The following is a 23,234-nucleotide window of genomic DNA, read 5'->3' as shown; positions in this document are numbered from 1 at the left end:
CTGTCAACAGTAATCTGTTGTGATCGCCTATCGCTATTGTGAACACTCTCCGACTAGGCTGGCCCCGTGACCGACGACGCCGAAGTGACCGCTGCCCAGATCGCCCGTCTGGCCGGCGTGGGCCGCGCGGCTGTGAGCAATTGGCGCAAACGCCACGCCGGCTTTCCCGCACCGGTCGGTGGGAGCGAGACCAGCCCGACGTTCTCGCTGGCCGCCGTCGAGCAGTGGCTGCGCGCCGAGGGCAAGCTCGGGGAGACGCCCGCCGAGGAGTTGTTGTGGCGCGCGGTGGACGGCACGGGCGGGTCCGGTGACGCGACCGCCGCCGCGCTCGGCGCGCTCGGAGACTTCCTGGGCGGCGGGACGAGCGCCATGGTCGATCCGGAGGTGGCCCGGCAGGCGACCAGGCTGGCCGAGGACGGGGGCCGGAGCGCGGTCTTCGAAGGCCTGCTGGGGCGGTATCTGGACATGTACGCGCGCGACCTGGCCACCGGGAGCGTCACGGTGTCGCTCGCCAAGCTGATGGCCGCGCTCGCCCTGCCTTCGGCGGGTCGGCGTCCCGGTCCGGATCCGGTGACGGTCTACGATCCGTCGTGCGGCTCCGGTTCGCTGCTCGCCGCCGCCGCGCGGTTGCTCGACGGGGACTCGGATCCGGCCGCGGGCGATGGTTCAGCCGTGATTCTGCTCGGCGAGACATCTGATGCGGCACTGGCGTCCCTGGCCAGGACGGGCCTGGCGCTCCTGTCTCCCGAGGCCGAGGTCGACATCCGTGCCGGCGAGGCACTGCTCAGCGACGCCTTTCGCGATCGCGCGGCCGACGCCGTCCTTTCTCAGCCGCCGACCAATCAGCGCGGCTGGGGCGTGGACACGCTCGCCTACGATCCGCGCTGGGAGTACGGCATGCCGCCGCGCGGCGAGCCGGAACTGGCCTGGGTGCAGCACGCGCTGGCCCGGCTTCGGCCCGGCGGAACGGCCGTGTTGTTGTTGCCGCCCTCGGTCGCCGCGCGGCGCCCCGGTCGGCGAGTGCGGGCCGAGTTGCTGCGGCACGGCGCGCTGCGGGCTGTCGTCGGGCTTCCGCCTGGATCCGCTGCGCCGCACGGATTGCCGATGCATCTGTGGATCCTGCGACGGCCCGACTTGTCGTCTCCGGCGCCGAGCCGTGTGCTGTTCGTGGACGAATCCGACGCGCAGCGCTCCGGCCCGACGCCGAGCACGCGGACGTCGGAGCGGATCAGGGACGCGTGGCTTTCGTTCGACGCCGATCCGGACGCGTTCACGGCCACGCCCGGCCTCAGCGCGGCGTCGCCGATCATCGACCTGCTCGACGACGCCGTCGACCTGAGCCCGGCGCGCCACGTCCCCCACCCCGACACCGGCCTCGGACGCGCGCACCTGGTCCACAGTCGCGCGACCGTCGATTCGGAGCTGGCGCGGCTCGGTGCCCTGCTTCCGGATCTGGGACCGGAGCGCGAGCCGAGCGCGGGTCCGCCGTGGCCGATGACGACGCTCGCGGACCTGGCGCGCAGCGGGGCGTTGGCGTTCGTCGCGGAGGCGGTGATCGAGGCCGGAGACGTGGTGGTGCCGTTGTTCGGCGGGGCCATCGGGCAGGCGGACGTCGTGGGTGCGGGGGACGCGATGGTCGGAACGGTCGCCGCACGGGGGGTCGCCGTCCTGCGGACTGATCCGACGCAGCTGGAGGCTTGGTTCGTGGCGGGTTTCCTGCGCAGCGACACAGCGGCGCGGCAGGCGGTCAGCCACGCCTCGACGGTCAGCCGCATGGACGTCCGCAAGGCACCGCTCCCGCGGCTGCCGCTGGAGAGTCAGCGTGCTTATGCCGCCGCGTTCCGGCGGGTCGCAGAGTTCACCGACGCGCTGCGCCTGGCGACCGGGCTCGGGGAGCGGCTGGCGCAGGGGGTCACGGACGCGCTGGCTGAGGGGACGGTGCTCCCGCAGGCGTGAGGGTGCCTCTCGCGGCGGGAACGACAGCAACGGCCGTGGCGGTGCACGGTGGTGACGATGTGACATCGAGTACTGCGACGCCTTGGTGAGCGGCCTGGAAGCCCGATACGCTTCGACGTGCCATGATCACGCCATCGCCGCCGCGTCGCCTGCGCGCCGTCACCCAGCTCCGGCCCTCCCAGGCCGCGGCGCTGATCATCCGCGTGCTGTGGGCGTTGGTACCGATCGTTTCCGTCGGGACAGCCGCGTGGGTTCCGTCCATGGTGTTCGCGCTCCGTCGCCCCCGCAAGCGCCGGGCGAAAATCTGGTTCGCGGTGTTCCTGACCGGGGTCGCCGGGTTCATCACCTTGCTGATCGTCGTTCCGGGCGACCGCAAGTCCAGCGGCGGCGGCGCGCAGTTGTTTGCGGGAACCTATACGGTCGTGTACATCCTGGGCGCCAGTGTTCACGCTTTCATCGCCAGCAAGGACCCGCGACCGTTGCGCGAGCGATCCGGCGCGGGATCGGCGATGCAAGGCTATAGCCCGACGCCCTGGCAACCGACGCCCTGGCAACCGACGCCCTGGCAGCCGACGTCCTGGCAGCATCCTCAGTATGGTCAGCTGCCCCAGTTCGCCCCACAGATGCACGACGGTCAGCAGCCGCCTGTCGGCTACAGCCCGCCGCCGGCCTGGCCGGCGCCGACGCGACCACCGCTCGACGACACGGCGGCCGAGGTGCAGGCGGAGCTCAGAGAGCTGCGAAAAATGCTCGATGAGGGCCGCGCATGACCCAGGGCCGGCTGATCGCCGGACGTTACCGCCTCGATGTACCCCTGGGCCGCGGCGGGATGGGCGAGGTCTGGCGTGCCTACGACGAACGCCTCGACCGCCACGTCGCCGTCAAGCTCATCTTCGCCGCGCAGACCGGTCGGCTTTCAGCCGACGCCGGACTCGCGCGCCGCTTCGCGCGGGAATGCCGAGCCCTGGCCCGGGTCGATCACCCCGGCGTGGTCACGATCCACGACGCCGGCCGTGACCCGGACCGCGACGGCGGCGAGCTGTTCCTGGTGATGCAGCGGATCGACGGCATGAGCCTGGCGGACTTCATCGCCGAGAACGAGGACATCCCGTGGGCCCACGCGGCGGCGCTCGGCGCCCAGATCGCGACGGTGCTGACCGTCGTCCACGCGATCCCGGTGGTGCACCGGGACCTGAAGCCGAGCAACGTGATGGTGCGGCCGGACGGCACCGCGGTCCTGCTCGACCTGGGCGTCGCGGCCGTGTTCGACCCTGATCTGAGCAAGCTGACGCGCACCGGCGAGTCCCTCGGCAGCCCTGGGTACATGGCGCCGGAACAAGCGTCGGCCGGACTGGCCGGACCGCAGAGCGATCTGTACGCGCTGGGCTGCGTGCTGCACGAGGTGCTCACCGGCGAGCCGGTGTTCAGGGCGCCGACGCCGTACGCGCTGTTCGCCAAGCATGCCGGGGAGGCACCGACACCGGTGCGCGCGCACCGTCCGGACCTACCGGAGGCGCTGGAGCAGCTGATCTTGGAGCTGTTGGCGAAGCAGCCGCAAGCCCGGCCGGGGTCGGCGCGCGAGGTGCATCAGCGACTCGTGGCGATGCTGCCGCGACCCGAGACGCGGGCGACGGACAGTCCGTTCAATCCGCTGCGGCCGTTCCACGTCCCGATGGCTCCGCCTCCCGACCCTCGGTCCAGCGGCGGCGGGCCCGGCCTCGGCGGTGCGAGCGCACCGCCCCTGGTCCCGCCGCGGCCTGCGCAGGTCGATCTCGCCACGGCGCTCGCGGAGGCCGAGAAGCTGATCGGCGAAGGGCGATACACGCCCGCGGTCCAGATCCTCGCTGTGGCGCTGGCGCAAGCGGAGCGGACCCACGACCCGCACGGTCCGGTCGTCCGGTCCCTGCGCAAGCAGTACGCGAGGATCCTGCTCCTGGACGGACGCCTCGGCCCGGCGCAGACCGAATTCACCCGCCTGGCGCGGGTCGCCGCCGCCGATCACGGCCGAGACAGTGCCGAGGCCTTGAACTTCCGCCTCCAGGCCGCACAATGCCGGGAACAAAGCGGCGACGTCTCAGGCGCTCTGGCGGAGTACCAGTCGATCCTGCCGCTGCTGCTTCAGCTCCCGAATCCGGACCAGCAGCGGGTGCTGATGCTGCGAGACCGGATCGGCCGGCTGCTCATCGCCGCGGGCAGGTCGCGTGAAGCCTGGCAAGTGCTGCTCGGCGTGCTGCAGGAGAAGGAGCGGTTGCTCGGGCCTCAGCATCCTGACTCTGTCGTGCTTCGCGGGACGCTGGCCCAACTCGCCCAAGGCCCGTCCGGTGGTTAACGACGTGCCGGTCGGGATCCGTTCCAGCACAAGACCCCCGGCCGGTTTCCCGGCCGGGGGTCGTACTTAGGTTCTGACCTGGGCTAGATATGCCGCCGCGACTGCACCACCCGGAACCGGCTCGCCACATAGGCCAAGTCCGAAAGCGCCGCGTTGGCGGCCGGGTTGGCTCCGGTGGCGTGGAAGTCCGAGAAGGCCGCGCTCTGGTTGACGTACACCCCGCCGGTGAGGTTGACCGACAGGTTCACGCCGGCGTCCAGGGCCGCGTCCTCGGTCTTGGCGATGACGTCGTCGTCCGTGGAGTAGACCGAGGCGGTGATGGCGCCGTGGTCTCGGACTGTCTTGCGGAAGGTGTCGATGGCCTGGTCGGTGGTGTCGGCGGCGATCAGGAAGCTGATCGGGCCGAACCATTCGCCGGTGTAGACGTCGGTGTCGGTGCTGTCGATGGCGGCGATGAGGGGGGTGCGGACCTCGGCGTCGGGGTACTCGGTGTTCTTCACGGTGCGGGAGGCGAGGATGGTCTTGCCGACCGATTCCGCCTGCTTCAGGCGGTCGGTGACGCCGGGGTTGCAGACCGCGCCGAGGAGGGCGTTGGCGCGGGCGTCGTCGCCGAGGAGCTTGTCGACCGCGGTGGCCAGGTCGGTGGCGAAGTCGTCGAAGGACTTGTGCTCGCCGCCGGCGGTGATGCCCTCGCGCGGGACGAAGACGTTCTGCGGGGTGGTGCACATCTGGCCGCTGTAGAGGGAGAACGAGAACGCCAGGTTGCCCAGCATCCCCTTGTAGTCCTCCACCGAGTCCACGATGACCGTGTTGATCCCGGCCTTCTCGGTGTAGACCACGGCCTGCGGGGCGTTGCGCTCCAGCCACACGCCGAACTCCGTGGAGCCGGTGTAGTCGATGACGCGGATCTCCGGGCGCGTCGCCAGGGTCTTGGCCAGCCCCTCGCCCGGCTTCTCCACCGCCAGCGCCACCAGGTCCGGGTCGAAGCCGGCCTCGGCCAGCGTGTCGCGCAGCACCGCGACCGAGATGGCCAGCGGCAGGATCGCGTTCGGGTGCGGCTTCACGACCACCGCGTTGCCGGTGGCCAGCGAGGCGAACAGGCCCGGGTAGCTGTTCCAGGTCGGGAAGGTGTTGCAGCCGATGACCAGCCCGATCCCGCGCGGGACGGCGGTGAACTTCTTGGTCATGTGCAGCGAGGGCTTCGGCCCCTGCGGCTTCTCCCACTCGGCGGCCGCGACCTGCGCGGTCTGCGCGGCGTAGGCGTACGCCACCGCCTCCAGCCCGCGGTCCTGCGCGTGCGGCCCGCCGGCCTGGAACGCCATGCCGAAGGCCTGGCCGGAGGTGTGGTGCACGGCGTGCGCGATCTCGTGGGTCCGGGCGTTCAGCCGGGCCAGCGCCTCGATCAGCACCGTCGCCCGCGCCTCGGGGCCGGCGTCGCGCCACTTCGGCATCGCCCGCTGCATCGCCGGCAGCAGCACGTCCAGGTCCGGGTGCGGGTAGGTGACGCCCAGCGCCACGCCGTACGGCGACTTCTCGCCCCCGACCAGTTCGTCGGTCCCGGGCTGGGCCAGCGGGAACGGCCGGTTCAGGTAGCCCTCGTAGGCCGCCTTGCCGGCCGGCCCGGCCTCCTCCCCGTAGGCCTTGGGGATCTCCGGGTAGGGCGTCCAGAAGGCGCGTTCGCGGATCGCCTCCACCGCCCGCCCGAGGGTTTCGCGGTGGCGGACGGTGAATTGCTCGGCCGTGGCGGTCATCATCGACTCCCGGGATGCTGGTGTGGCGGCCCTGACGGGTTCTAGAGTAGACCGAACGGTCGGTCGGTTCCAGGGTGGGCCACCGCCCGGCAGCCGCGGCCTGGGAAGGAGCGAACGTCGATGGTGGGGACCACGGTGGGGAGCGAGTCGAGCGGGTCACTCGTCGGAGTGATCGGCGCCGGCACCATGGGCGCCGGAATCGCCCAGTTGGCCGTACAGGCCGGGCACACGGTAGCGGTCTACGACGCGGTCGACGGGGCTGCGGCGCGGGCCGTCAAGAGCATCGGCAAGCGCCTGGATTCGCTCGCCGCGAAGGGCCGGATCGACGCTGAGGAAGCTCAAGCGGGCAAGGACCGGCTGCGCGCGATCGAGGCACCGGCCAAGCTCAAAGACGCCGTCCTGGTCATCGAGGCGGTGGTCGAAGACCTCGGCGTGAAGCAGAAGCTGTTCGCCGAGCTGGAGGGGATCGTCGGCGTGGACTGCCTGCTGGCGACCAACACCTCCTCGCTGTCCATCAGCGCCATCGCCGGCGGCCTGCGCGAGCCCGAGCGCCTGGTCGGCATGCACTTCTTCAACCCGGCGCCGCTGATGCCGCTGGTCGAGATCATCGACGGCCTGGCCACCGCCCCCGCGATCAGCGCGGCCGTCGCCGCCCTGGCCCAGGCCTGGGGCAAGACCACGGTCCACTGCCGCTCCACCCCCGGTTTCATCGTCAACCGCGTCGCCCGGCCCTTCTACGCCGAGGCCCTGCGCGCCTACGAGGAGCAGGCGGCCGACTTCGCGACCATCGACGCGGTCCTGCGCGAGAGCGGCGGCTTCAAGATGGGCCCGTTCGAGCTGATGGACATGATCGGGCTCGACGTGAACCTCGCGGTCTCGACCTCGGTCTGGGAGGCGACCGGCTACGACCCGCGCTACACCCCGGCGTGGACGCAGAAGGAGCACGTCGCGGCGAAGCGGCTGGGGCGCAAGAGCGGGCGCGGGTTCTACGAGTACGGCGAGGGGGTGGAGAAGGCCGCGCCGCGCTACGAGGACCCGCTCGGTCTGGACCGGTATCCCGCGCCGAAGCTCCACCGCAGCCACGGCAAGACCGCGACCTCCTACGGCGACGGCCGGATCCTGCTGGACATCGTGATCGATCCCGACGGAATGTCGACCGTCGCGATCGCCCCCGCCGCCGACACCCCGAACGTGGAGCTGCAGGAGACCATCGCATTCCTGCAGGGTCTGGGGAAGCAGGTCGTGGTCCTGGAAGACGTCCCCGGCCTGGTCGTGACCCGTACGGTCGCACGCCTGGTGAACGAAGCCGTGGACGCGCTCTATCGGGGCGACGCCGATGAGGAAGACATCGACACCGCCATGAAGCTCGGGGTCAACTACCCCAAGGGTCCGCTGGAGTGGGGCGCCGACCTGGGATTCGGCTACGTCTGCGAAGTCCTCGACAACCTCGAGGACGTCTATCGCGACGGCCGCTACCGCGCCTCGCCGTTGCTGCGGCAACTCGCTCACGCCGACCGGCTCATGGACGCGCCGCTCAGGCGCGCACCCGGCGCCGCGCTGATCGAGGAACTCGCGAAGGACTCCGAGGCCGACACGCTGTTCGACGACTTCCTGAAGGAACACGACCTCTTGAAGGAACCCGACCTCCTGAAGGAACACGACCGTACTCAGAACGACCCCGACAAGGACCCAGCATGACCGACGCCTACCTCGTCACCGGCACCCGCACCCCCTTCGGCCGCTACGGCGGCGCCCTGGCGTCCGTCCGCCCCGACGACCTCGCCGCGCACGTCATCCGCGAACTGCTCGCCGGCGTCCCGCAGATACCGGGCGAGGCCGTTGACGAGGTCTTCCTCGGCGACGCCAACCAGGCCGGTGAGGACAACCGCGACGTGGCGCGGATGGCGTCGCTGCTGGCCGGGCTGCCGGTGACGGTGCCCGGCGCCACGGTCAACCGGCTGTGCGGATCGGGGCTGGAGGCGCTGGTGCAGGCCGCGCGGCAGATCCGGCTCGGCGAGGCGGACCTCGTCGTGGCCGGCGGCGTCGAGTCGATGTCGCGGGCGCCGTTCGTGATGGGCAAGGCCGACACCGCCTTCGCGCGCAGCGCCGACGTCTTCGACACCACCATCGGCTGGCGGTTCGTCAATCCCCTGATGAAGAAGCAGTACGGCATCGACTCCATGCCGGAGACGGCCGAGAACGTCGCCGAGGACTTCCACGTCGGCCGCGAGGACCAGGACGCGTTCGCGGTCCGCTCCCAGGAGCGCGCGCTGCTGGCCCAGGAGAACGGCCGGCTGGCCAAGGAGATCTCGCCGATCAGCATTGCGCGCCGCAAGGCCGATCCGGTCGTCGTCGACCGGGACGAGCACCCGCGCCGCACGTCGCTGGAAGCGCTCGCGAAGCTCGGCACGCCGTTCCGCGAGGGCGGCACCGTCACCGCCGGCAACGCCTCCGGCGTCAACGACGGCGCCGTGGCGCTGCTCGTCGCCTCCGGGCAAGCCGTGGAGCGGTACGGCCTGACGCCACTGGCGAAGGTCGTCACCTCGCACACCGCCGGCGTCGAGCCGCGCATCATGGGCATCGGCCCGGTCCCGGCCACCCGCGGCCTGCTGGAGCGGGCCAAACTCGGGATCGGCGACATCGACGTCGTCGAGCTGAACGAGGCCTTCGCCGCGCAGTCGTTGGCTGTCTTGCGGGAACTGGGACTGCCCGATGACGCCTCCCACGTCAACCCCAACGGCGGCGCCATCGCCCTCGGGCACCCGCTCGGGGCCTCCGGCGCGCGGCTGGCCCTCACCGCGGCCTTGGAACTGAACGAGCGCCAGGCCCGCTACGCCGTGGCCACGATGTGCATCGGCGTCGGGCAGGGGATCGCCGTGCTGCTGGAGCGTGCGGCGTGAATCCGCTCCCGGAGATTCCCGCGCCGGCCCACGACGACGCCGAGCGGATGTCCGTCGAAGAACTCAGGGCTCTGCAAACCGAGCGCATGGCGTGGACCCTGAACCACGCCTACACCAACGTCCCGCACTACAAGTCAGCCTTCGATGAAGCCGGCGTGCACCCGCGCGACTTCAAAAAGCCGGCCGACCTGAAACACTTCCCCTTCACCGCGAAGAAGGACCTGCGCGACAACTACCCGTTCGGCATGTTCGCCGTGCCGCGCGAGCAGGTCGCCCGGATCCACGCCTCGTCCGGCACCACCGGCAAGGCCACCGTCGTCGGCTACACCAAGACCGACCTGGAGAACTGGGCCTCGGTCGGCGCGCGTTCGCTGCGTGCCGCCGGCGTCCGGCCCGGCGACCGGGTCCACGTCGCCTACGGCTACGGCCTGTTCACCGGCGGGCTCGGCGTGCACTACGCCGCCGAGGCGCTGGGCGCCACCGTGATCCCGATCTCCGGCGGGCAGACCGCGCGGCAGGTGCGGCTGATCCAGGACTTCGAGCCGGACGCGATCTGCGTGACGCCGTCCTACCTGCTGGCCATCATCGACGAGATGGTGAAACAGGGTATTGACCCGGCCGCCACCTCGCTGCGGGTCGCGGTGCTCGGCGCCGAGCCGTGGACCGACGCCATGCGCGCCGAGATCGAGGAGCGGCTCGCCGTGCACGCCGTGGACATCTACGGGCTCTCCGAGGTGATGGGCCCCGGCGTCGGCAACGAGGACGTCGCCGAGAAGGACGGCACCTACCTGTGGGAGGACCACTTCTACCCGGAGATCGTTGATCCGGGCACCGGCGAGGTGCTGCCGGACGGCGCGCAGGGCGAGCTGGTCTTCACCTCGCTGACCAAGGAGGCGATGCCGGTCATCCGCTACCGCACGCGCGACCTGACCCGGCTGCTGCCCGGGCTGAGCCGGCCGATGCGGCGGATGGAGCGGATCACCGGACGCAGCGACGACATGATGATCGTGCGCGGCGTCAACGTGTTCCCCAGCCAGATCGAGGAGGAGCTGCTGACGATCGCCGGGCTCGCGCCGCACTTCGTCTGTGTGCTGACCCGCCCGGGACGGCTGGACGAGTTGTGCGTGCGGGTCGAGGCGCGCGAGGCTTCGGTGGACCGGGACGCGGCCGCCTCGCGGCTGGCGTTCGGCGTGAAGGAGCGGTTCGGCGTCACGGTCACGGTCGACGTGCTGGACCCGGGGGCGCTGGAACGTTCGCAAGGCAAGGCACAACGGATCCTCGATATGCGAGGCGGCGAAAAATGATCTACAACAGGTTCCGATGAATTCTCAGAACACGCAGAGCTCGCAGCGAGTCCAGGACTCCCAGCGCGCCCAGACCGGCGCCGCCGCGCGGCGCGCCACCTACACACCGGACTCCCTGCTGGAAGTCGCCGTCACCGTGTTCAACGAGCGCGGCTACGACGGGACCAGCATGGAGGACCTGGCGCGGGCGGCGGGGATCACCAAGTCCTCGATCTACCACCACGTCAAGGGCAAGGAGGAGCTGCTGACCCGCGGCGTCAACCGGGCCCTGGACGCCCTGAACGCCTCGCTGGACACGCTGGAGGCGCTGCCGGACGGGGAACTGGACCGGGTGGAACAGGCGGTGTTTCGCGCGGTCCAGATCCTGGTCGATGAGTTGCCCTATGTGACCCTGCTGCTGCGGGTACGCGGGAACACCGAGGCCGAGCGGGCCGCGCAGGCCTCGCGGCGGGCGATCGACCAGCGGCTGGCCGGGTTCGTGGAGCGCGCGGCGGCGGCCGGGGCGCTGCGTACGGATCTGGATCCGCGGCTGGCCTCGCGGCTGGTGTTCGGGATGGTGAACTCGGTCGTGGAGTGGTACCGGCCCGGGCCCGGCCGGTGGTCCGCGGACGACGTCGCGTCCGCGGTGACGCACGTGGTGTTCGACGGGCTGCGGCGGCGCTGATCGGCAGGGCCGGGAGACTGATCAGCGCCGCCTGTGGCCGGTCGGTCCGCCGAGCCGCTGAGCCGCCGTGGCCTACTGTGGTGGCCAGTCGAGCTATCAGGACCCTGTGCTATCAGGACCCTGTGCTATCAGGACCCTGTGCTATCAGGACCCTGTGCTGTTAGTTCGCTGTCAGCTCCTGCTACAGGTAGGGCCGCGTGATCAGTTCGATCCCGTGGCCGGCCGGGTCCAGGAAGTAGACACCGCGCCCGCCGTGCTCGTGGTTGATCTCGCCCGGGAGCCGCATCTGCGGATCGGCGAAGTGCTCGATCCCGGCCTCGCACAGCCGCTGGTAGGCGCGGTCGAACAGGTCGTCGTCGAGCAGGAAAGCGTAGTGCTGCATCTGGATCCCGACCGGCGGTTCGGCGAACTGCAGCAGGACGCCGTCGGCGAGTTGGATGTTCGCGAACGGGCCCCAGGACGGCGCCTCGGCGGCTTCGAGGAGTTCGCGGAAGAAGCGTGCTGATTCGGTCCGGTTCTTGGACGCGATGATGGTGTGGTTGAACGACGCGGGCATGTGACCTCAAGGGATTCGGGTTTCCAGCGGGACTCGTCGGCAGGTGCACGAGTGCTGGGAGGTCCGCGTGCCACGCGTAAGGGGTGCCGGCTCCGCACCCACGGCGTGCTCAGCCAGCCACCGGGTCGCCGATCCGTGCGTGGCCCAGGGCCGGTCCGGTGTTCACGCGATCCACGGTACTGGATTTCTCACTAAGTTTTCAGCCCGCAAGACCTTGTCGCCCGCGGGCAGATTCGGGAAGATCTGCGTTAGACGTGGTGACTGAAGGAAAGTACGCGACATGATCGATGAGCTCGCGCCGGTCGGCACCATCGCCGACCTCTTCGAACCGGAACCCGCGGCCTGGGGCCTGCGCGGGGACCCTTACGTGTGGCGGTCCTTGCGGACGATGCTGGCGAAACAGATGCTGCCCACCGCCGAGCGCGACCTGGTGGAGATCCTGCGGTCCTCTTTCCGATGGCTCACCGGCAACACCTTCGACGACCCGACCACGGACCGCATCTACCGCGAGGAACTGGCGCGCGGCGGGATGACCAGCGGGCAGGTCGATCTCGAGGTGTGGCGGAACGTCCTGATCCCGCTGCTGATCGAGCGCTGGCGCATCCTCGGGCCGGCCGCACGGCCGCAGCCGGAGGCGGTCGTGGCTCAGGGACCGATGGCGGCTCGCACTTGGGCCACGGTCCACGCGGGGGCTGCGGCTCAGGGACCGAGCGTGGGCCAGGGGCCGACCCTGGCTCAGGGCCCGACCTCCCACAGCAGCCGGTAGTACTCGGTGCGCTCGGGGTCCGGCGCGATCCCGTACGCGTCCAGCAGCGGCTCCTCCCAGCCGTCGCCGTAGTTCCACGTGGTCGACCACGTCGCGATCGCCAGGTCCGACCACCGGTCCGCGACGCCGAGGTCGCCGAGGTCCACGTGCCCGGCGAACCGGCCGTCGGCGGACAGCAGGGTGTTCGGCGCGCAGGCGTCGCCGTGGCCGACCACGAGCTTGTCGACCGGCGGGAGGTCGGCGACCCGCTTCAGCGCGTCGGCGTAGCCGAGTCCGGCGAAATCGGTGTGCAGGGTGCGCTGCGCACGCTGCGCGGCGTTGTGTTCGGCCTCGGCGACCCGCTCCTCGGCGGAGGCGCTGAACGGGCACTCGGCGACGGGCAGCGCGTCGTGGAAGACGCGCAGGGACTCCCCGATGACCCGCACGGCTGTCGCAGGGTCCTGTTTCCAGCGCTCGGTGACCGCCATCTCGCCGTCGAGCGCGGCGGTGATCAGCCAGGTGCCGTCGGCGTTCGCCGCCTGTTCCAACACCCGCGGCACGAGTACGAACGCCCCGGCCCACCGCATCCGCGCCGCCTCGCCGGCCAGGTCCACCTCGCTGCCGACCGGGGCCCACTTCGCGTAGCGGGCGTCTGGCCCGGAACCGAGCCGGAAGGTCGAGGCGCCCTCGTTGTGCCAGACCGGGACGATCACGCGACCGGCCCCGGCCTCGCGGATCGGATCCGGGACCGGGAGGTCGGGTGGCGGGACGTTGTCAAAGCTGAGCGAGGTCATTCAGGCAGGATGCCAGGGCCCGCGCGCCGGGGCCTGGGATTTTCCGCCTCGCCCCGCCTCAGCTCAGCGCGCCGCCCTGCGCCACGCCGTGCCGCCCCCCGCCTCAGCTCGGCTCCACGGCCAGCCGGTACCCGCGCTTCGTCACCGTCGCCACCACATCCGCGTGCTCCCCGAGCGACGTCCGCAGCCGTGCGACCGTCGCCTCCACCGCGTGCTCGTCCCGCCGCATCCCGGTCCACACCCGGCGCAGCAGCTCGGCCCGGCTCAGCACCCGGCCGGGCTGCCGGGCCAGCTCGCGCAGCACGCCGGCCGGCAGCGGCGACAGCGGGACCGGGCGGCCGTCGATCAGGACCGCGTTGCCCTGCACCACGATGTCGCGGCCGGGCGTGTTCAGGCGGCGGCGGACGCGCGGCGGGAGGTCCTGGGTGATTATCCGAGCCAGTGAGCCCAGGCGGCCGCGGTCCGGCCAGACCGGGGTGATGCCGTGCGCTTCCAGCGGCGCCGCGCAGACCGGGCCGATGCACGCCGCCAGCACGTCCGCCTGCATCGCGTCCACGACCCGGGTCAGGCTGCCGTCGTTCTCCGCCGCCGCCAGGAACGCCGCCGCGCCCGGGGCCGAGGTGAACGCCACCGCGTGCACCTGCCGCCGCACCACCGCGTCCACCAGGCGGGCCACCGCCGCCGTGTCCTGCGGCGGTCCCCACTGGTACACCGGCACCGGCACCACCTCGGCGCCGGCGCCGCGCAGCGCGTCCAGGAACGCGGTGTCGGCGCTGCCGTGCAGCTGCACCGCGATCCGGGAGCCGGCCAGGTCCTGGGCCAGCAGCCAGGCCAGCAGCTCGGTGGAGGACTCCGACGGCGGCGAATAGGTTTCGCGCATCCCACACTGCCGGATCGCGTCGGTCGCCTTCGGCCCGCGCGCGGCCAGCGTGGCCGTGGCCAGCACCGCCGACAGCGGCTCGGCCAGACCCCAGCCCTCGGCCGTGGAGATCCACGCCCGCCAGCCGATCCCGGTGGTCGCCACCGCGTAGTCCAGCGGCCCGCGCAGGCACTCCTCGGTCGCGGCCCGCAGCACCCGGTCGTCGGTCAGCGGGATGACGCGCATGGTCGGCGCCGTCATGACCTCCGCCCCACGCCGCCGCAGCATCGCCCCCAACTCCTCCCGGCGCCGGTCAGAGGTGATCGCTACGACGCAGCCGACCAGGGGTTCGGGGAGCGCTCCGGCCTGCGCGGCGATCGGCACACCCGTCGGTGAACCCGGTGTGTCCGATTCGATTGTCGTGGTGTCCATGCGCCGCACTATCTCCACGCCCGATTACGGTGGTGTTGCCGACCGGCTACGGGGTGGTAAGACGGTCCGCGCTCGCGTTTCGCACCCGCGCCGAGGCCGCAGTGAGCGCGGCTCGGAGGCGGCTCGGAGCTGGAGTCGGCGACCCGGGCCGAAGCCTGGACTTCGCCGCCGACCGGCTGGCCGCGATCGGCACCGAGCACGCACGCGACGCGGTCGGCGTCTTCGGCGGCGGTGCTCTGACCCACGAGAAGGCGTACTCGCTGGGCAAGTTCGCCCGCGTCGTGTTGCAGATCCCGCACATCGACGACAACGGCCGGTTTCTGCATGAGCACCGCCGCGGCCTCGCAGCGGGCCTTCGGTGTGGACCGGCCGGCTGATCGTCGTGGGCCCGGTCCCCGGCACGGATGCCGCGCTGGCCGCCGGGCTGCTGCCCGTCTTGATCGCCGAACATCTGCTCGACGAGGCGTTCATCGCCGCCCGGACCACCGGATGGCGCGGGTCGAGGCGCAGCGGTGCTGGACCGAGCGGGTCCAGGCGGAGTGCGGGGTGCCGGCCGGGGACGTCAGGGCGGCGGCCAGGATGTTCGCCGGCGTTTCGGCCAGAGCTGAAGACAAGGCCGAAAACCCTTACGGTGCCTCAGGAATGGTGCTCACCGCTCGCGGCACCGAACGGCAGGCCGACGGGGCCCCCAGCGCCGTCGGCCTGCTGGCAGCCTCCGAGGCTGCTCGCTCGCGGTGTTCGTGACCGGCTTCGTGCTGTTGTTCGGGGGGCGCTGATCGGATCGGCGGGGGCCGTTGGGGCGTTCGGGGGAGTGCTGGTGGACATCACGGTCCGGGAGGCGGCGCCGACGATCGGGTGAAGCGCGCGGCGTGACGGCGGGTTCTCCTTGCGACACAAGGAGAAACCGCCGTTTTGCGTGCGCCCGGTGTGGCATCGTGGAGGGTCGGCAGGTTCCGCGACGCCCGGACGCCCGGGTGGTCAGACGGATTTCGCAGCAGGCCGCCGGTATAAGTACGCTGAGCTATCGTTCGGTTGCGCCCTTGAAAGGCGACAGCATGCACATATCGGCTCGATCCCGCGGACGGCGATCGTGACCGGGAAGCCCGTGAAGCGGCCCGAGGATGACACCTCGGCGCGGCGCACGCTCATGAGCCTGGGTTCCGCGGCGATCGTTCTGCTCTGCACCGATCCCTTCGTGCACGGCGCGGCGCAGGTCGCGTGCTTCAGCGCGACCAGTCTCTGCGCGATCGGCGCGCTCACCCAGCTGGCGCACGTGGACTGGCTCAGCCTCGGTAAGGCGCGCAGAACGCAGGCGTCTTCGGCTGACTACGAAGGGCTGCCACAGCCGCTGCTCATCGAGCGGCTGGCCGGGGCGAACCGCAGGGTGCGGATCGTGGACACGATCTGTGCGGTCGCGACCGATCCGGAGAACGGCCCGCGGATGTTCGAGATTTTGGCCGATCGGCTGGCGCGCCATGGCGAATTCGTCCTGGAAGCCGCCTTTCTCTGCCCGCTGTCGCCGTCTATGAAAGAGCGTGCCAAGCGTCTGAACCGCACTGAGACGCAGCAGGAGCGGATCGCCGAGAGTACCCTCGGGAAGTTCGAGGTCTTCGTGGCCGGTCTGCCGGCCGCGCACCGCGCCCGGGTCTGGATATGGCTGTACAAAGAACCGCCGTCCTACGCGTCCTACCGGGTCGACGACTCGAACCTCGTGTGCGGGTTGGTGGGGGACCAGCGGTCGCAGGACGCCCTGTACGTCGACATGGCGCCCGGGTCTTTGCACTCGCGACAGTGCGACGGGGACTACGACGAGATCCGGCGGAGCGGTCTGCCGCTGGCCGAACACCGCACTGGGACGCTGGTGGTGCACGACCCCGCCGGCGACCGGGAGATCGAGGGGGTGCGCTTCCTGCGGCACCGCGGCGAGGTGTTCGTGGCCGTCACCGATCGCGATGACCGGGCGTTCGTGGCGAACTGCGACTCCGTGACGTGGCGGCACTGCGGCGAGCAGAGCACCTGGTCGCCGAAGGCGGTGGACCCGCGTACCCAGGACCACTTACAAGCCGAACTGGACCAGGCCTGGGAAGTGAAGTACCACACGCCCGACCGTCCGCCCTTCTTCCTTCTTGGAACAGTGCCCTGATATCCGCGCGGTCGGGCAGGGAAATTCCTAGGAGCGTGCCTTGTGCCGCGTTGGCGACTAACATCCCCCAGTACCGAACCCTTATCAGGGCTCGGTCACAGGCGTGGGGGTGGCGCGATGAGGCGGGGCTACAGCCCGGTCGAGATGGCGACGGCCGCCGGGATCACCGCGGCCACGGCGTTCTTCACCGCTGCCACTACGTGGCGCGGCCAATGGAGCGTCGCGTCCGCGTCGATGGCGTCCCTGCTGTGGGCGTCGATCGCGGCGCTCGCGGTGCTGGCCGTGGTCGCGCGTCGGCCGGCCCACCGGCCCACGACCGCCGTCGACACCTGCGTGGGTCAGGAGTTCCCGGAGTTTCCGACACGGCGCTACCTGCGTGCGGTGGAGGAGGCCAAGCAGCTGGTCCGGATCCAGGACGCGTGCATCGGCTTCCTGCTCGAGCCCGAGCTGCGGGAGCGTGCCGTGGTCGCGTTCCGGCGGCTGTTGCAGGACGCCGGCGGCCGGGTGGAGATCGTCCTCATGGAGCCGCAGGCCATCGAGGTCGGGTTGCGTGCCGAAGCGCTCACCGCGGCTTTTGAGAACCCGCAGGATTACGTGGAGCGGGTGAAGGCGAATCTCTGCCACCTCTACCAGTTCCGCAAGACCCTGACCGAGTCCGCCCGCTCCCGGTTCGAGGTGACGCTCGTGTCCTGGCTGCCGGGCGTGACCTGCTACCAGGCCGACGATGTCCTGCTGACGGCGGTGTTCCCGTTGTATCGCAGGTCTGACGACGCGCCACAGATCTGTGTGGCGGAGGATTCACCACCCGGCCACGTGGTCAGTGAGGCGTTCCGCTTCCTGCGGGACCAGGTCGGGCACGGGTTCGAGGAGCGCATGCTGCTGGCGGTCGCCTCCGGCGACGTGGACCTCGATGCGGACGCGGCTGCCGGGAACGGGTGTCGGATGCGGTATGTCGGCCCGGACAGCGATGACTGCGTGTATGTGCTGGCCGGGGATTGCGCCATCGCCGACGGCGAGCGGGTCGTCGCCGACTTGCCCGACGACGACGGCGACTCGGTTCGGCGGCGCTACGAGGCCCGGGTGTTCGAGCGTTCCGAGCCGCGCTTCACCCGGGTGGCCGATGAGCTGGTGAGCAAGTACGGCGACGAGATCGCTGAGGAGCGGGTCCTGGCGCTGCTGCCGGCTTGACTCACTCGTCAGACTCACTTGTCCTGCTCCTGGGCTCCAGCACCAACTCCGGGTCGCCTGGCAGCGCCGGCAGGTGGTCCGTCTCGTCGAAGACCAGCAGGGTGCGGGTGGAGCGGACGCCCGGCATGTTCTGGATGTGCGCGAAGACCAGGTCCCGCAGCGTCTTGTTGGAGGCGCTGCGGACCAGCAGCAGGACGTCGAAGTCGCCGCTGACCAGCGCCACGTGCTCGACCCAGGGCAGGGCGGCCAGGCTGTCGCGGATCTGCCGCCAGCTGTTCTGTTCGACCTTCATGGTCAGGTAGGCCGAGGTGCTGAAGCCGACGCGTTCGGGGTCGACCTGGATCGTGAAGCGGCGGATCACCCCGTCGTCGAGCAGGCGTTTCACCCGGGTGTAGACGTGGGCCCGGGAGACGTGGACGGCGGCGGCCAGGTCGCGCATGGACATCCGGCCGTCCTGCTGGAGCAGGTGGACGATTCGGCGGTCGGTGTCATCCAGGGTGGACGGTTGGTTCGGGTTGGCGGCACTCATGCATCCAATTGTCTCCGATCTTGCGTGCTTACTGGTCAGGCGGTGTCTGCCGAACAAAGAATCGGCATCACACAGCCGAAGCACTTCCGACACGTGTCAATGGAGACGACGTGACCGTTCTAGCCACGCCCGACAAGACCGGGTCGGGCTTTCCCCTGGGGTTCGACACGATCTTGGACCCCTCGCCCCTGCAGTACCTCGACGAGCACGGCGCGCTGTCCGGCGCGCTGCGTGACGACGCCCTTGAGCTGGAGCCGAAGGAGCTGCTGGCGACCTGGCGGGCCATGGTGATCGGCCGCCGCTTCGACGTGCAGGCCACCACGATGGTCCGGCAGGGCCGGCTGGCCGTCTACCCCTCCTCGTTCGGCCAGGAGGCGTGCGAGATCGGCGCGATCCTGGCGCTGCGGTCCACCGACTGGTTCTTCCCGACCTACCGCGACTGCGTGTCGCTGGTGACCCGGGGCATCGACCCGGTGCAGACCCTGACCCTGCTGCGCGGCGACTGGCACTGCGGCTACGACCCGCAGCAGTGGCGCACCGCCCCGCAGACCACGCCGCTGGCCACCCAGGGCCCGCACGCCGCCGGGCTCGCGCTGGCCGCCAAGCTGGCCGGTGAGGACACCGTGGCGCTGGCGTTCTGCGGCGACGGCGGGACCTCGGAGGGGGACTTCCACGAGGCGCTGAACTTCGCGGCGGTCTATCAGGCCCCTGCCATCTTCTTCGTGCAGAACAACCAGTACGCGATCTCGGTACCGCTGGCCAAGCAGACGCACGCCGCCGCGCTCGCGCACAAGGCGGTCGGCTACGGCATGGCCGGCGTGCGGGTGGACGGCAACGACGTGATCGCGGTGCGGCACGTGGTCGCCGAGGCCGCCGAGCGGGCCCGGCGCGGCCAGGGGCCGACGCTGATCGAGGCCGTGACCTACCGGATGCAGGCGCACACGAACGCCGACGACGCCAGCCGGTACCGGGACGAATCAGAGGTCGAGTACTGGAAGGTGCGCGACCCGCTGGCCCGGTTGCAGACGTACCTGCGGGCCGCGGGTCTGCTGACCGACGAGGTGGTGGCCGAGGCGAATCAGGCCGCTGAGGACCTGGCCGCCGAAATGCGGGCCCGGCTCGGCCAGGAGCCGGAGGTGGACCACCGCGAGCTGTTCGCGCACGTCTACGCCGAGCCCACGCCGCAGCTGCTGGAGCAGGCCGCCGCGTTGCAGGCCGAGCTCGATGCCGAGCAGCTCGACGCCGAACAGAGTGACGCCGAGAGCGAGGCCGGCCGATGACCGCGACCCTGGACGGTGCGACCAACACCGCGATCCCCCTGGCCAAGGCCCTGAACCAGGCGCTGCGCGACGCGATGGGCGCCGATGACCGGGTGGTCGTCTTCGGCGAGGATGTCGGCGTACTCGGCGGCGTGTTCCGCGTCACCGACGGCCTGACCCGCGAGTTCGGCGAGAACCGCTGCTTCGACACGCCGCTGGCCGAGGCCGGCATCATGGGCACCGCGATCGGCATGGCGATGTACGGCTTCCGGCCGGTGGTCGAGATGCAGTTCGACGCGTTCTCCTATCCGGCGCTGGAGCAGATCTTCTCGCACCTGGCGAAGATGCGGAACCGGACCCGCGGACAGCTGCCGCTGCCGGTGGTCGTGCGGGTGCCCTACGGCGGCGGGATCGGCGGCGTGGAGCACCACTCGGATTCCTCCGAGGGCTACTTCGTCGCCACCCCCGGCCTGCACGTGGTGACCCCGGCGACGGTGTCGGACGCGTACACGCTGCTGCGCGCGGCGATCGAGTCCGACGACCCGGTGATCTTCATGGAGCCCAAGCGGCTGTACTGGTCCAAGGACACGATCGACGCGCTGGCCGCGAGCGGGTCGGGGACCGGGCAGGCGACCGGACAGCGGATCGGGCAGGCCGCGGTACGGCGTCAGGGTACTGATGCCACGCTGATCGCCTACGGCCCGACGGTGCAGACCGCCCTGGAGGCGGCCGAGGCCGGCGCGGCCGAGGGCTACGACCTGGAGGTCGTGGACCTGCGCTCGCTCGTGCCGTTCGACGACGCGACCGTCACCGCCTCGGTGCGCAAGACCGGGCGCGCGGTGGTGATCCACGAGGCCGTCGGCTTCGGCGGGACCGGCGCGGAGATCGCGGCACGGGTCTCGGAGCGGTGCTTCCACTGGCTGGAGGCCCCGGTGCGCCGGGTGACCGGCTTCGACATCCCGTACCCGCCGCCGAAGCTGGAGCGGCACCACCTGCCGTCGGTGGACCGGATCCTGGACGCGGTGGCGTCCTTGCAGTGGGAGGACCGGTGAGCACTCGCGAGTTCCTGCTGCCGGACCTCGGCGAGGGGCTGACCGAGGCCGAGATCATCGCCTGGCATGTGGCGGTGGGCGAGCACGTCGGCGTCGACCAGGTGGTGTGCGAGGTCGAGACGGCGAAGGCCTCGGTGGAGGTGCCGTGCCCTTACGTCGGCGAGGTCGTTGAACTGTACGGGGCGGTCGGGGACGTCATCGACGTCGGGAAGCCGCTGATCAGCATCGCCACGACTGCTGATAACGGGCCCGACAAGCTGGGCCCGGCGCCGGAGGAACCCGCCGACCGGGCACGGCTTGATGCCGAGGCCCGCAACGGTGCGGCGAAGGCCGGGGCTGCGAAGTCTGGCGACTCGAAGTCTGGCGCCACGAAGTCCGGGGCTGTTCTGGTCGGGTACGGGACCACCGAGAGCACCGGGGTTCGGCGGCGGCGCGTGGTGAGCGGGTTCGGCGGGCACGCGGCCGCGCCGCCGCGCGTGCACGTCGCGCCGGTTGTGGCCCCCGCAAATGGGACTGCTCCCAATCGCGCCGGTGCTACTCCCGTTGCTGAGCCGGAGTCGGAACCGGCAGGACGCAAGAACGGCGGCCGGATCGCTGTCGTGTCGCCGCTGGTGCGCCGGCTCGCCAAGGAGGGCGGGCTCGACCTGGCTTCCGTGCGCGGGTCCGGGCCCGAGGGGCTGATCATGCGCCGGGATGTCGAGGCGGCTCTTGCCGCGCCTGCCGTTGCTCCGGCCGTTGCTCCGGGATCTGCCACCTCTGTCACCTCTGCTGCCACCGGTATCACCGAACGCGAGCGCGTTCCGTTGCGTGGTCTGCGCAAGACGGTCGCCGACAAGCTGTCCCGCTCCCGTCGCGAGATCCCCGACGCGACGACGTGGGTCGATGTCGACGCGACCGGCCTGATGGAGCTGCGCGCGGCGCTGAACCGCGACGCGTCCGAGCGGAAGATCAGCCTGCTGGCGGTGCTGGCGCGGATCTGCGTCGCGGGTCTGGCCCGCTACCCGGAGCTGAACGCGACGGTCGACGTCGAGCGGCAGGAGATCGTCCGCTACTCCGACGTGAACCTCGGCTTCGCCGCACAGACCGACCGCGGTTTGGTGGTGCCGGTGGTGCACGGCGCCGACCGGATGTCGACCGAGGAGCTGGCGGCCGAGTTCGAGCGGCTGACAGCGGCGGCGCGCTCCGGCTCGCTGCCGGTGGCGGACCTGACCGGCTCGACCTTCACGCTGAACAACTACGGCGTCTACGGCGTCGACGGCTCCACCCCGATCCTGAACCACCCCGAGGCGGCGATGCTCGGCGTCGGGCGGATCGTGAAGAAGCCGTGGGTGGTGTCCGGCGCGGGCGGCGACGAGTTGGCCATCCGGCAGGTGACGCAGCTGTCATTCACCTTCGACCACCGGGTGTGCGACGGCGGCGTGGCCGGCGGCTTCCTGCGATACGTCGCGGACTTGGTCGAGGAGCCCGCGCGGTTGTTGCGGGGGCTGTAGCGCCAGTGGGGCCTGACAGTAATCCCTGTCAGGCCCCATATTCACATCAGGAAGAGAACGCCGCAGCGGCCAGCCGGTTCGCGTTCTCCAGCCCGGCCTCGGCCGCGACGTCGGTGACGCCGGTCGAGACGACGCCGACGTGCCGCAGGTCGCGGGTGGCGAACATGGCGGTGAAGTAGCCCCTGTCCTCGCCGGTCTTGCCCCACAGCACGGTGCCGTCGGGCAGCGTGTCGGCCCCGATCCCCAGGCCCAGGCAGGCCTTGCCCTTCTGCGGGCCGGTTTGGCAGTTCCCTGTGTCGCCGGTGTAGGGGAGCAGGTCCCCCTGGGGGTCGCGGGGGAGTGTGAACATCTGCGCCAGCTGCGCGGACGGCAGTAGGCGGCCCTGGAACAGTGCCCTGATGAAGCGGTCGAGGTCGCCGGTGGTGGAGATCATGCTCGACGGGTTGCCGCCCTGTGCGCTGACGTCAGTGACAGTGCCCTGACTCGTGGTGAGGTAGCCGTGCATGTAGGGCGAGGGCATCCGCGGGGCGCCTTGCGGGACGAAGGTACCGGTCAGGTGCAGCGGGCGAACGATGCGCGCGTTGACCTCGTCGCTGAAGGAATGCCCGGTGACGTGCTCGATCAGCAGCCCGATGATGAGGTAGTTCAGCGAGTTGTAGTTCTGCGCGGTGCCCGGCGCGAAGATCGGCCCGGGACCGGGCCGGCCGAGTGGATGCAGCGTGGAGTCGATGATCTGGCTGAAGTCCTGGTACTCGAAGCGCTCGGCGATCATCTGGTCGACACTCGGATCCGGGCCGCCGGCGCCGTCCGGCAGTCCGCTGGTCATGTTGAGCAGCTGGCGCAAGGTGATCGGCTGGAACGTGACGGCGGGCAGCAGCCCGGGCAGGTAGTGCTGCACGCTCTGGTCCAGATCCACGCGATGCTCCGCAGCCAGCTGCAGCAGCACGACGGCCGAGAACGTCTTGCTGATGCTGCCGACACGGAAGTGCGCATCCGCCGAGACCGGCTGCCCGGTCTGCGCGTCGCCGGAGGCGCCACGCCAGGTCTGGCCCTCGCTCTGCACGAACGCCACCGCGCTGGCCGCTGCCTCGCCGGGACGCTCGGCGATGGCTTGCTGGAGCGCGGCGGGGTTGAGGGGTGGGGTGGCGGCGCGCGGGTTGGTGGCGGCGCGCGGGTTGGTGGTGCGAGGCGCGGCGAAGGCGGGGGTGGCCGACGAAGGCGTGGCGAAGGCGGGGGCGAGGGCGGCTAGTGAAGGCGTGGCGAAGGCGGGGGCGAGGGCGGCT

Annotated in this window: 21 protein-coding genes; 14 read left to right on the top strand and 7 right to left on the bottom strand. The window is 70.9% G+C overall.

Annotated elements, in window-relative coordinates; genetic code table 11:
* The first annotated feature begins 66 nt into the window (after nt 1-66).
* The 3 genes from KGQ19_RS29755 to KGQ19_RS29745 all read left to right on the top strand — a co-directional run bounded on the left by KGQ19_RS29755 (nt 67) and on the right by KGQ19_RS29745 (nt 4,285).
* Nucleotides 67-1,956 carry an N-6 DNA methylase gene (locus KGQ19_RS29755; RefSeq protein WP_212015031.1) on the top strand — a complete coding sequence of 630 codons (1,890 nt, stop codon included), beginning with the start codon at nt 67-69 and terminating at the stop codon, nt 1,954-1,956.
* A 122-nt stretch (nt 1,957-2,078) separates the two neighbouring features.
* Nucleotides 2,079-2,726 (top strand): DUF3824 domain-containing protein, encoded by a 648-nt coding sequence (locus tag KGQ19_RS29750; RefSeq protein WP_212015022.1) that lies wholly within the window; start codon nt 2,079-2,081, stop codon nt 2,724-2,726.
* On the top strand, nt 2,723-4,285 hold the full coding sequence (locus KGQ19_RS29745) for a serine/threonine-protein kinase (protein WP_212015020.1): 1,563 nt from the start codon (nt 2,723-2,725) through the stop codon (nt 4,283-4,285). The genes KGQ19_RS29750 and KGQ19_RS29745 overlap by 4 nt, the downstream gene beginning before the upstream one ends.
* Before the next feature lie 83 nt (nt 4,286-4,368).
* Here KGQ19_RS29745 and paaN read toward each other — a convergent pair whose 3' ends face one another.
* On the bottom strand, nt 4,369-6,036 hold the full coding sequence (gene paaN / locus KGQ19_RS29740; protein ID WP_212015011.1) for a phenylacetic acid degradation protein PaaN: 1,668 nt from the start codon (nt 6,034-6,036) through the stop codon (nt 4,369-4,371).
* A gap of 120 nt (nt 6,037-6,156) precedes the next feature.
* Here paaN and KGQ19_RS29735 point away from each other — a divergent pair, with 120 nt between their 5' ends.
* The 4 genes from KGQ19_RS29735 to KGQ19_RS29720 are packed head-to-tail and all read left to right on the top strand — an operon-like array spanning nt 6,157 to nt 10,904.
* On the top strand, nt 6,157-7,734 hold the full coding sequence (locus tag KGQ19_RS29735) for a 3-hydroxyacyl-CoA dehydrogenase NAD-binding domain-containing protein (protein WP_230419655.1): 1,578 nt from the start codon (nt 6,157-6,159) through the stop codon (nt 7,732-7,734).
* Nucleotides 7,731-8,936 carry a 3-oxoadipyl-CoA thiolase gene (pcaF, locus tag KGQ19_RS29730; protein ID WP_212015009.1) on the top strand — a complete coding sequence of 402 codons (1,206 nt, stop codon included), beginning with the start codon at nt 7,731-7,733 and terminating at the stop codon, nt 8,934-8,936. The genes KGQ19_RS29735 and pcaF overlap by 4 nt, the downstream gene beginning before the upstream one ends.
* Nucleotides 8,937-8,983: 47 nt before the next feature.
* The gene (gene paaK / locus KGQ19_RS29725) at nt 8,984-10,240 is read left to right on the top strand and encodes a phenylacetate--CoA ligase PaaK (RefSeq protein WP_230419658.1); all 1,257 of its coding nucleotides are present in this window, start codon (nt 8,984-8,986) and stop codon (nt 10,238-10,240) included.
* A gap of 16 nt (nt 10,241-10,256) precedes the next feature.
* On the top strand, nt 10,257-10,904 hold the full coding sequence (locus tag KGQ19_RS29720; protein ID WP_212015005.1) for a TetR/AcrR family transcriptional regulator: 648 nt from the start codon (nt 10,257-10,259) through the stop codon (nt 10,902-10,904).
* A 181-nt stretch (nt 10,905-11,085) separates the two neighbouring features.
* Here KGQ19_RS29720 and KGQ19_RS29715 read toward each other — a convergent pair whose 3' ends face one another.
* A complete protein-coding gene (locus tag KGQ19_RS29715) occupies nt 11,086-11,460 on the bottom strand; it encodes a VOC family protein (protein WP_212015003.1) in 375 nt (124 codons plus the stop codon).
* Nucleotides 11,461-11,740: 280 nt separating this feature from the next.
* On the opposite strand from KGQ19_RS29715, the gene KGQ19_RS29710 reads away from it, so the two are divergent.
* The gene (locus KGQ19_RS29710) at nt 11,741-12,226 is read left to right on the top strand and encodes a hypothetical protein (protein ID WP_212015001.1); all 486 of its coding nucleotides are present in this window, start codon (nt 11,741-11,743) and stop codon (nt 12,224-12,226) included.
* On the opposite strand, the gene KGQ19_RS29705 is transcribed toward KGQ19_RS29710, so the two are convergent.
* Together KGQ19_RS29705 and KGQ19_RS29700 are read right to left on the bottom strand one after the other, a co-directional pair.
* Entirely contained in the window at nt 12,196-12,999 is an 804-nt protein-coding gene (locus KGQ19_RS29705; protein ID WP_212014999.1) for an aminoglycoside 3'-phosphotransferase, read from the bottom strand. The two genes, KGQ19_RS29710 and KGQ19_RS29705, sit on opposite strands and share 31 nt — an antisense overlap.
* Nucleotides 13,000-13,102: 103 nt before the next feature.
* Nucleotides 13,103-14,290, bottom strand: a complete 1,188-nt coding sequence (locus tag KGQ19_RS29700) for a uroporphyrinogen-III synthase (RefSeq protein WP_212014997.1) — start codon at nt 14,288-14,290, stop codon at nt 13,103-13,105.
* A 101-nt stretch (nt 14,291-14,391) separates the two neighbouring features.
* Between KGQ19_RS29700 and KGQ19_RS53495 the strand changes: the two genes are divergently transcribed.
* The gene (locus tag KGQ19_RS53495; protein ID WP_212014989.1) at nt 14,392-14,667 is read left to right on the top strand and encodes a hypothetical protein; all 276 of its coding nucleotides are present in this window, start codon (nt 14,392-14,394) and stop codon (nt 14,665-14,667) included.
* A gap of 90 nt (nt 14,668-14,757) precedes the next feature.
* Here KGQ19_RS53495 and KGQ19_RS53490 read toward each other — a convergent pair whose 3' ends face one another.
* On the bottom strand, nt 14,758-14,904 hold the full coding sequence (locus tag KGQ19_RS53490) for a hypothetical protein (RefSeq protein WP_212014987.1): 147 nt from the start codon (nt 14,902-14,904) through the stop codon (nt 14,758-14,760).
* Between the two features lie 476 nt (nt 14,905-15,380).
* Here KGQ19_RS53490 and KGQ19_RS29685 point away from each other — a divergent pair, with 476 nt between their 5' ends.
* Together KGQ19_RS29685 and KGQ19_RS29680 are read left to right on the top strand one after the other, a co-directional pair.
* The gene (locus KGQ19_RS29685; protein WP_212014985.1) at nt 15,381-16,433 is read left to right on the top strand and encodes a hypothetical protein; all 1,053 of its coding nucleotides are present in this window, start codon (nt 15,381-15,383) and stop codon (nt 16,431-16,433) included.
* Between the two features lie 117 nt (nt 16,434-16,550).
* Nucleotides 16,551-17,621: a hypothetical protein gene (locus KGQ19_RS29680; protein ID WP_212014983.1), complete on the top strand. Its 1,071-nt coding sequence runs from the start codon at nt 16,551-16,553 to the stop codon at nt 17,619-17,621.
* A gap of 1 nt (nt 17,622) precedes the next feature.
* Here KGQ19_RS29680 and KGQ19_RS29675 read toward each other — a convergent pair whose 3' ends face one another.
* A complete protein-coding gene (locus tag KGQ19_RS29675) occupies nt 17,623-18,150 on the bottom strand; it encodes an Lrp/AsnC family transcriptional regulator (RefSeq protein WP_212014980.1) in 528 nt (175 codons plus the stop codon).
* A gap of 110 nt (nt 18,151-18,260) precedes the next feature.
* Between KGQ19_RS29675 and pdhA the strand changes: the two genes are divergently transcribed.
* The 3 genes from pdhA to KGQ19_RS29660 are packed head-to-tail and all read left to right on the top strand — an operon-like array spanning nt 18,261 to nt 21,951.
* Nucleotides 18,261-19,430, top strand: a complete 1,170-nt coding sequence (gene pdhA / locus KGQ19_RS29670) for a pyruvate dehydrogenase (acetyl-transferring) E1 component subunit alpha (RefSeq protein WP_212014972.1) — start codon at nt 18,261-18,263, stop codon at nt 19,428-19,430.
* Nucleotides 19,427-20,461, top strand: a complete 1,035-nt coding sequence (locus KGQ19_RS29665) for an alpha-ketoacid dehydrogenase subunit beta (RefSeq protein ID WP_212014970.1) — start codon at nt 19,427-19,429, stop codon at nt 20,459-20,461. The genes pdhA and KGQ19_RS29665 overlap by 4 nt, the downstream gene beginning before the upstream one ends.
* Entirely contained in the window at nt 20,458-21,951 is a 1,494-nt protein-coding gene (locus tag KGQ19_RS29660; RefSeq protein WP_212014968.1) for a dihydrolipoamide acetyltransferase family protein, read from the top strand. Before KGQ19_RS29665 ends, KGQ19_RS29660 begins: the two co-directional genes overlap by 4 nt.
* Nucleotides 21,952-21,997: 46 nt before the next feature.
* On the opposite strand, the gene KGQ19_RS29655 is transcribed toward KGQ19_RS29660, so the two are convergent.
* Nucleotides 21,998-23,234, bottom strand: a 1,237-nt coding sequence (locus KGQ19_RS29655) for a serine hydrolase domain-containing protein (RefSeq protein ID WP_212014966.1), incomplete at its 5' end; no start/stop codon positions are given.

Origin of the sequence: Catenulispora pinistramenti, from assembly GCF_018274385.1 — a bacterium.
Lineage (GTDB): Bacteria > Actinomycetota > Actinomycetes > Streptomycetales > Catenulisporaceae > Catenulispora > Catenulispora pinistramenti.
This window is presented reverse-complemented; position numbering and strand designations above follow the sequence as displayed.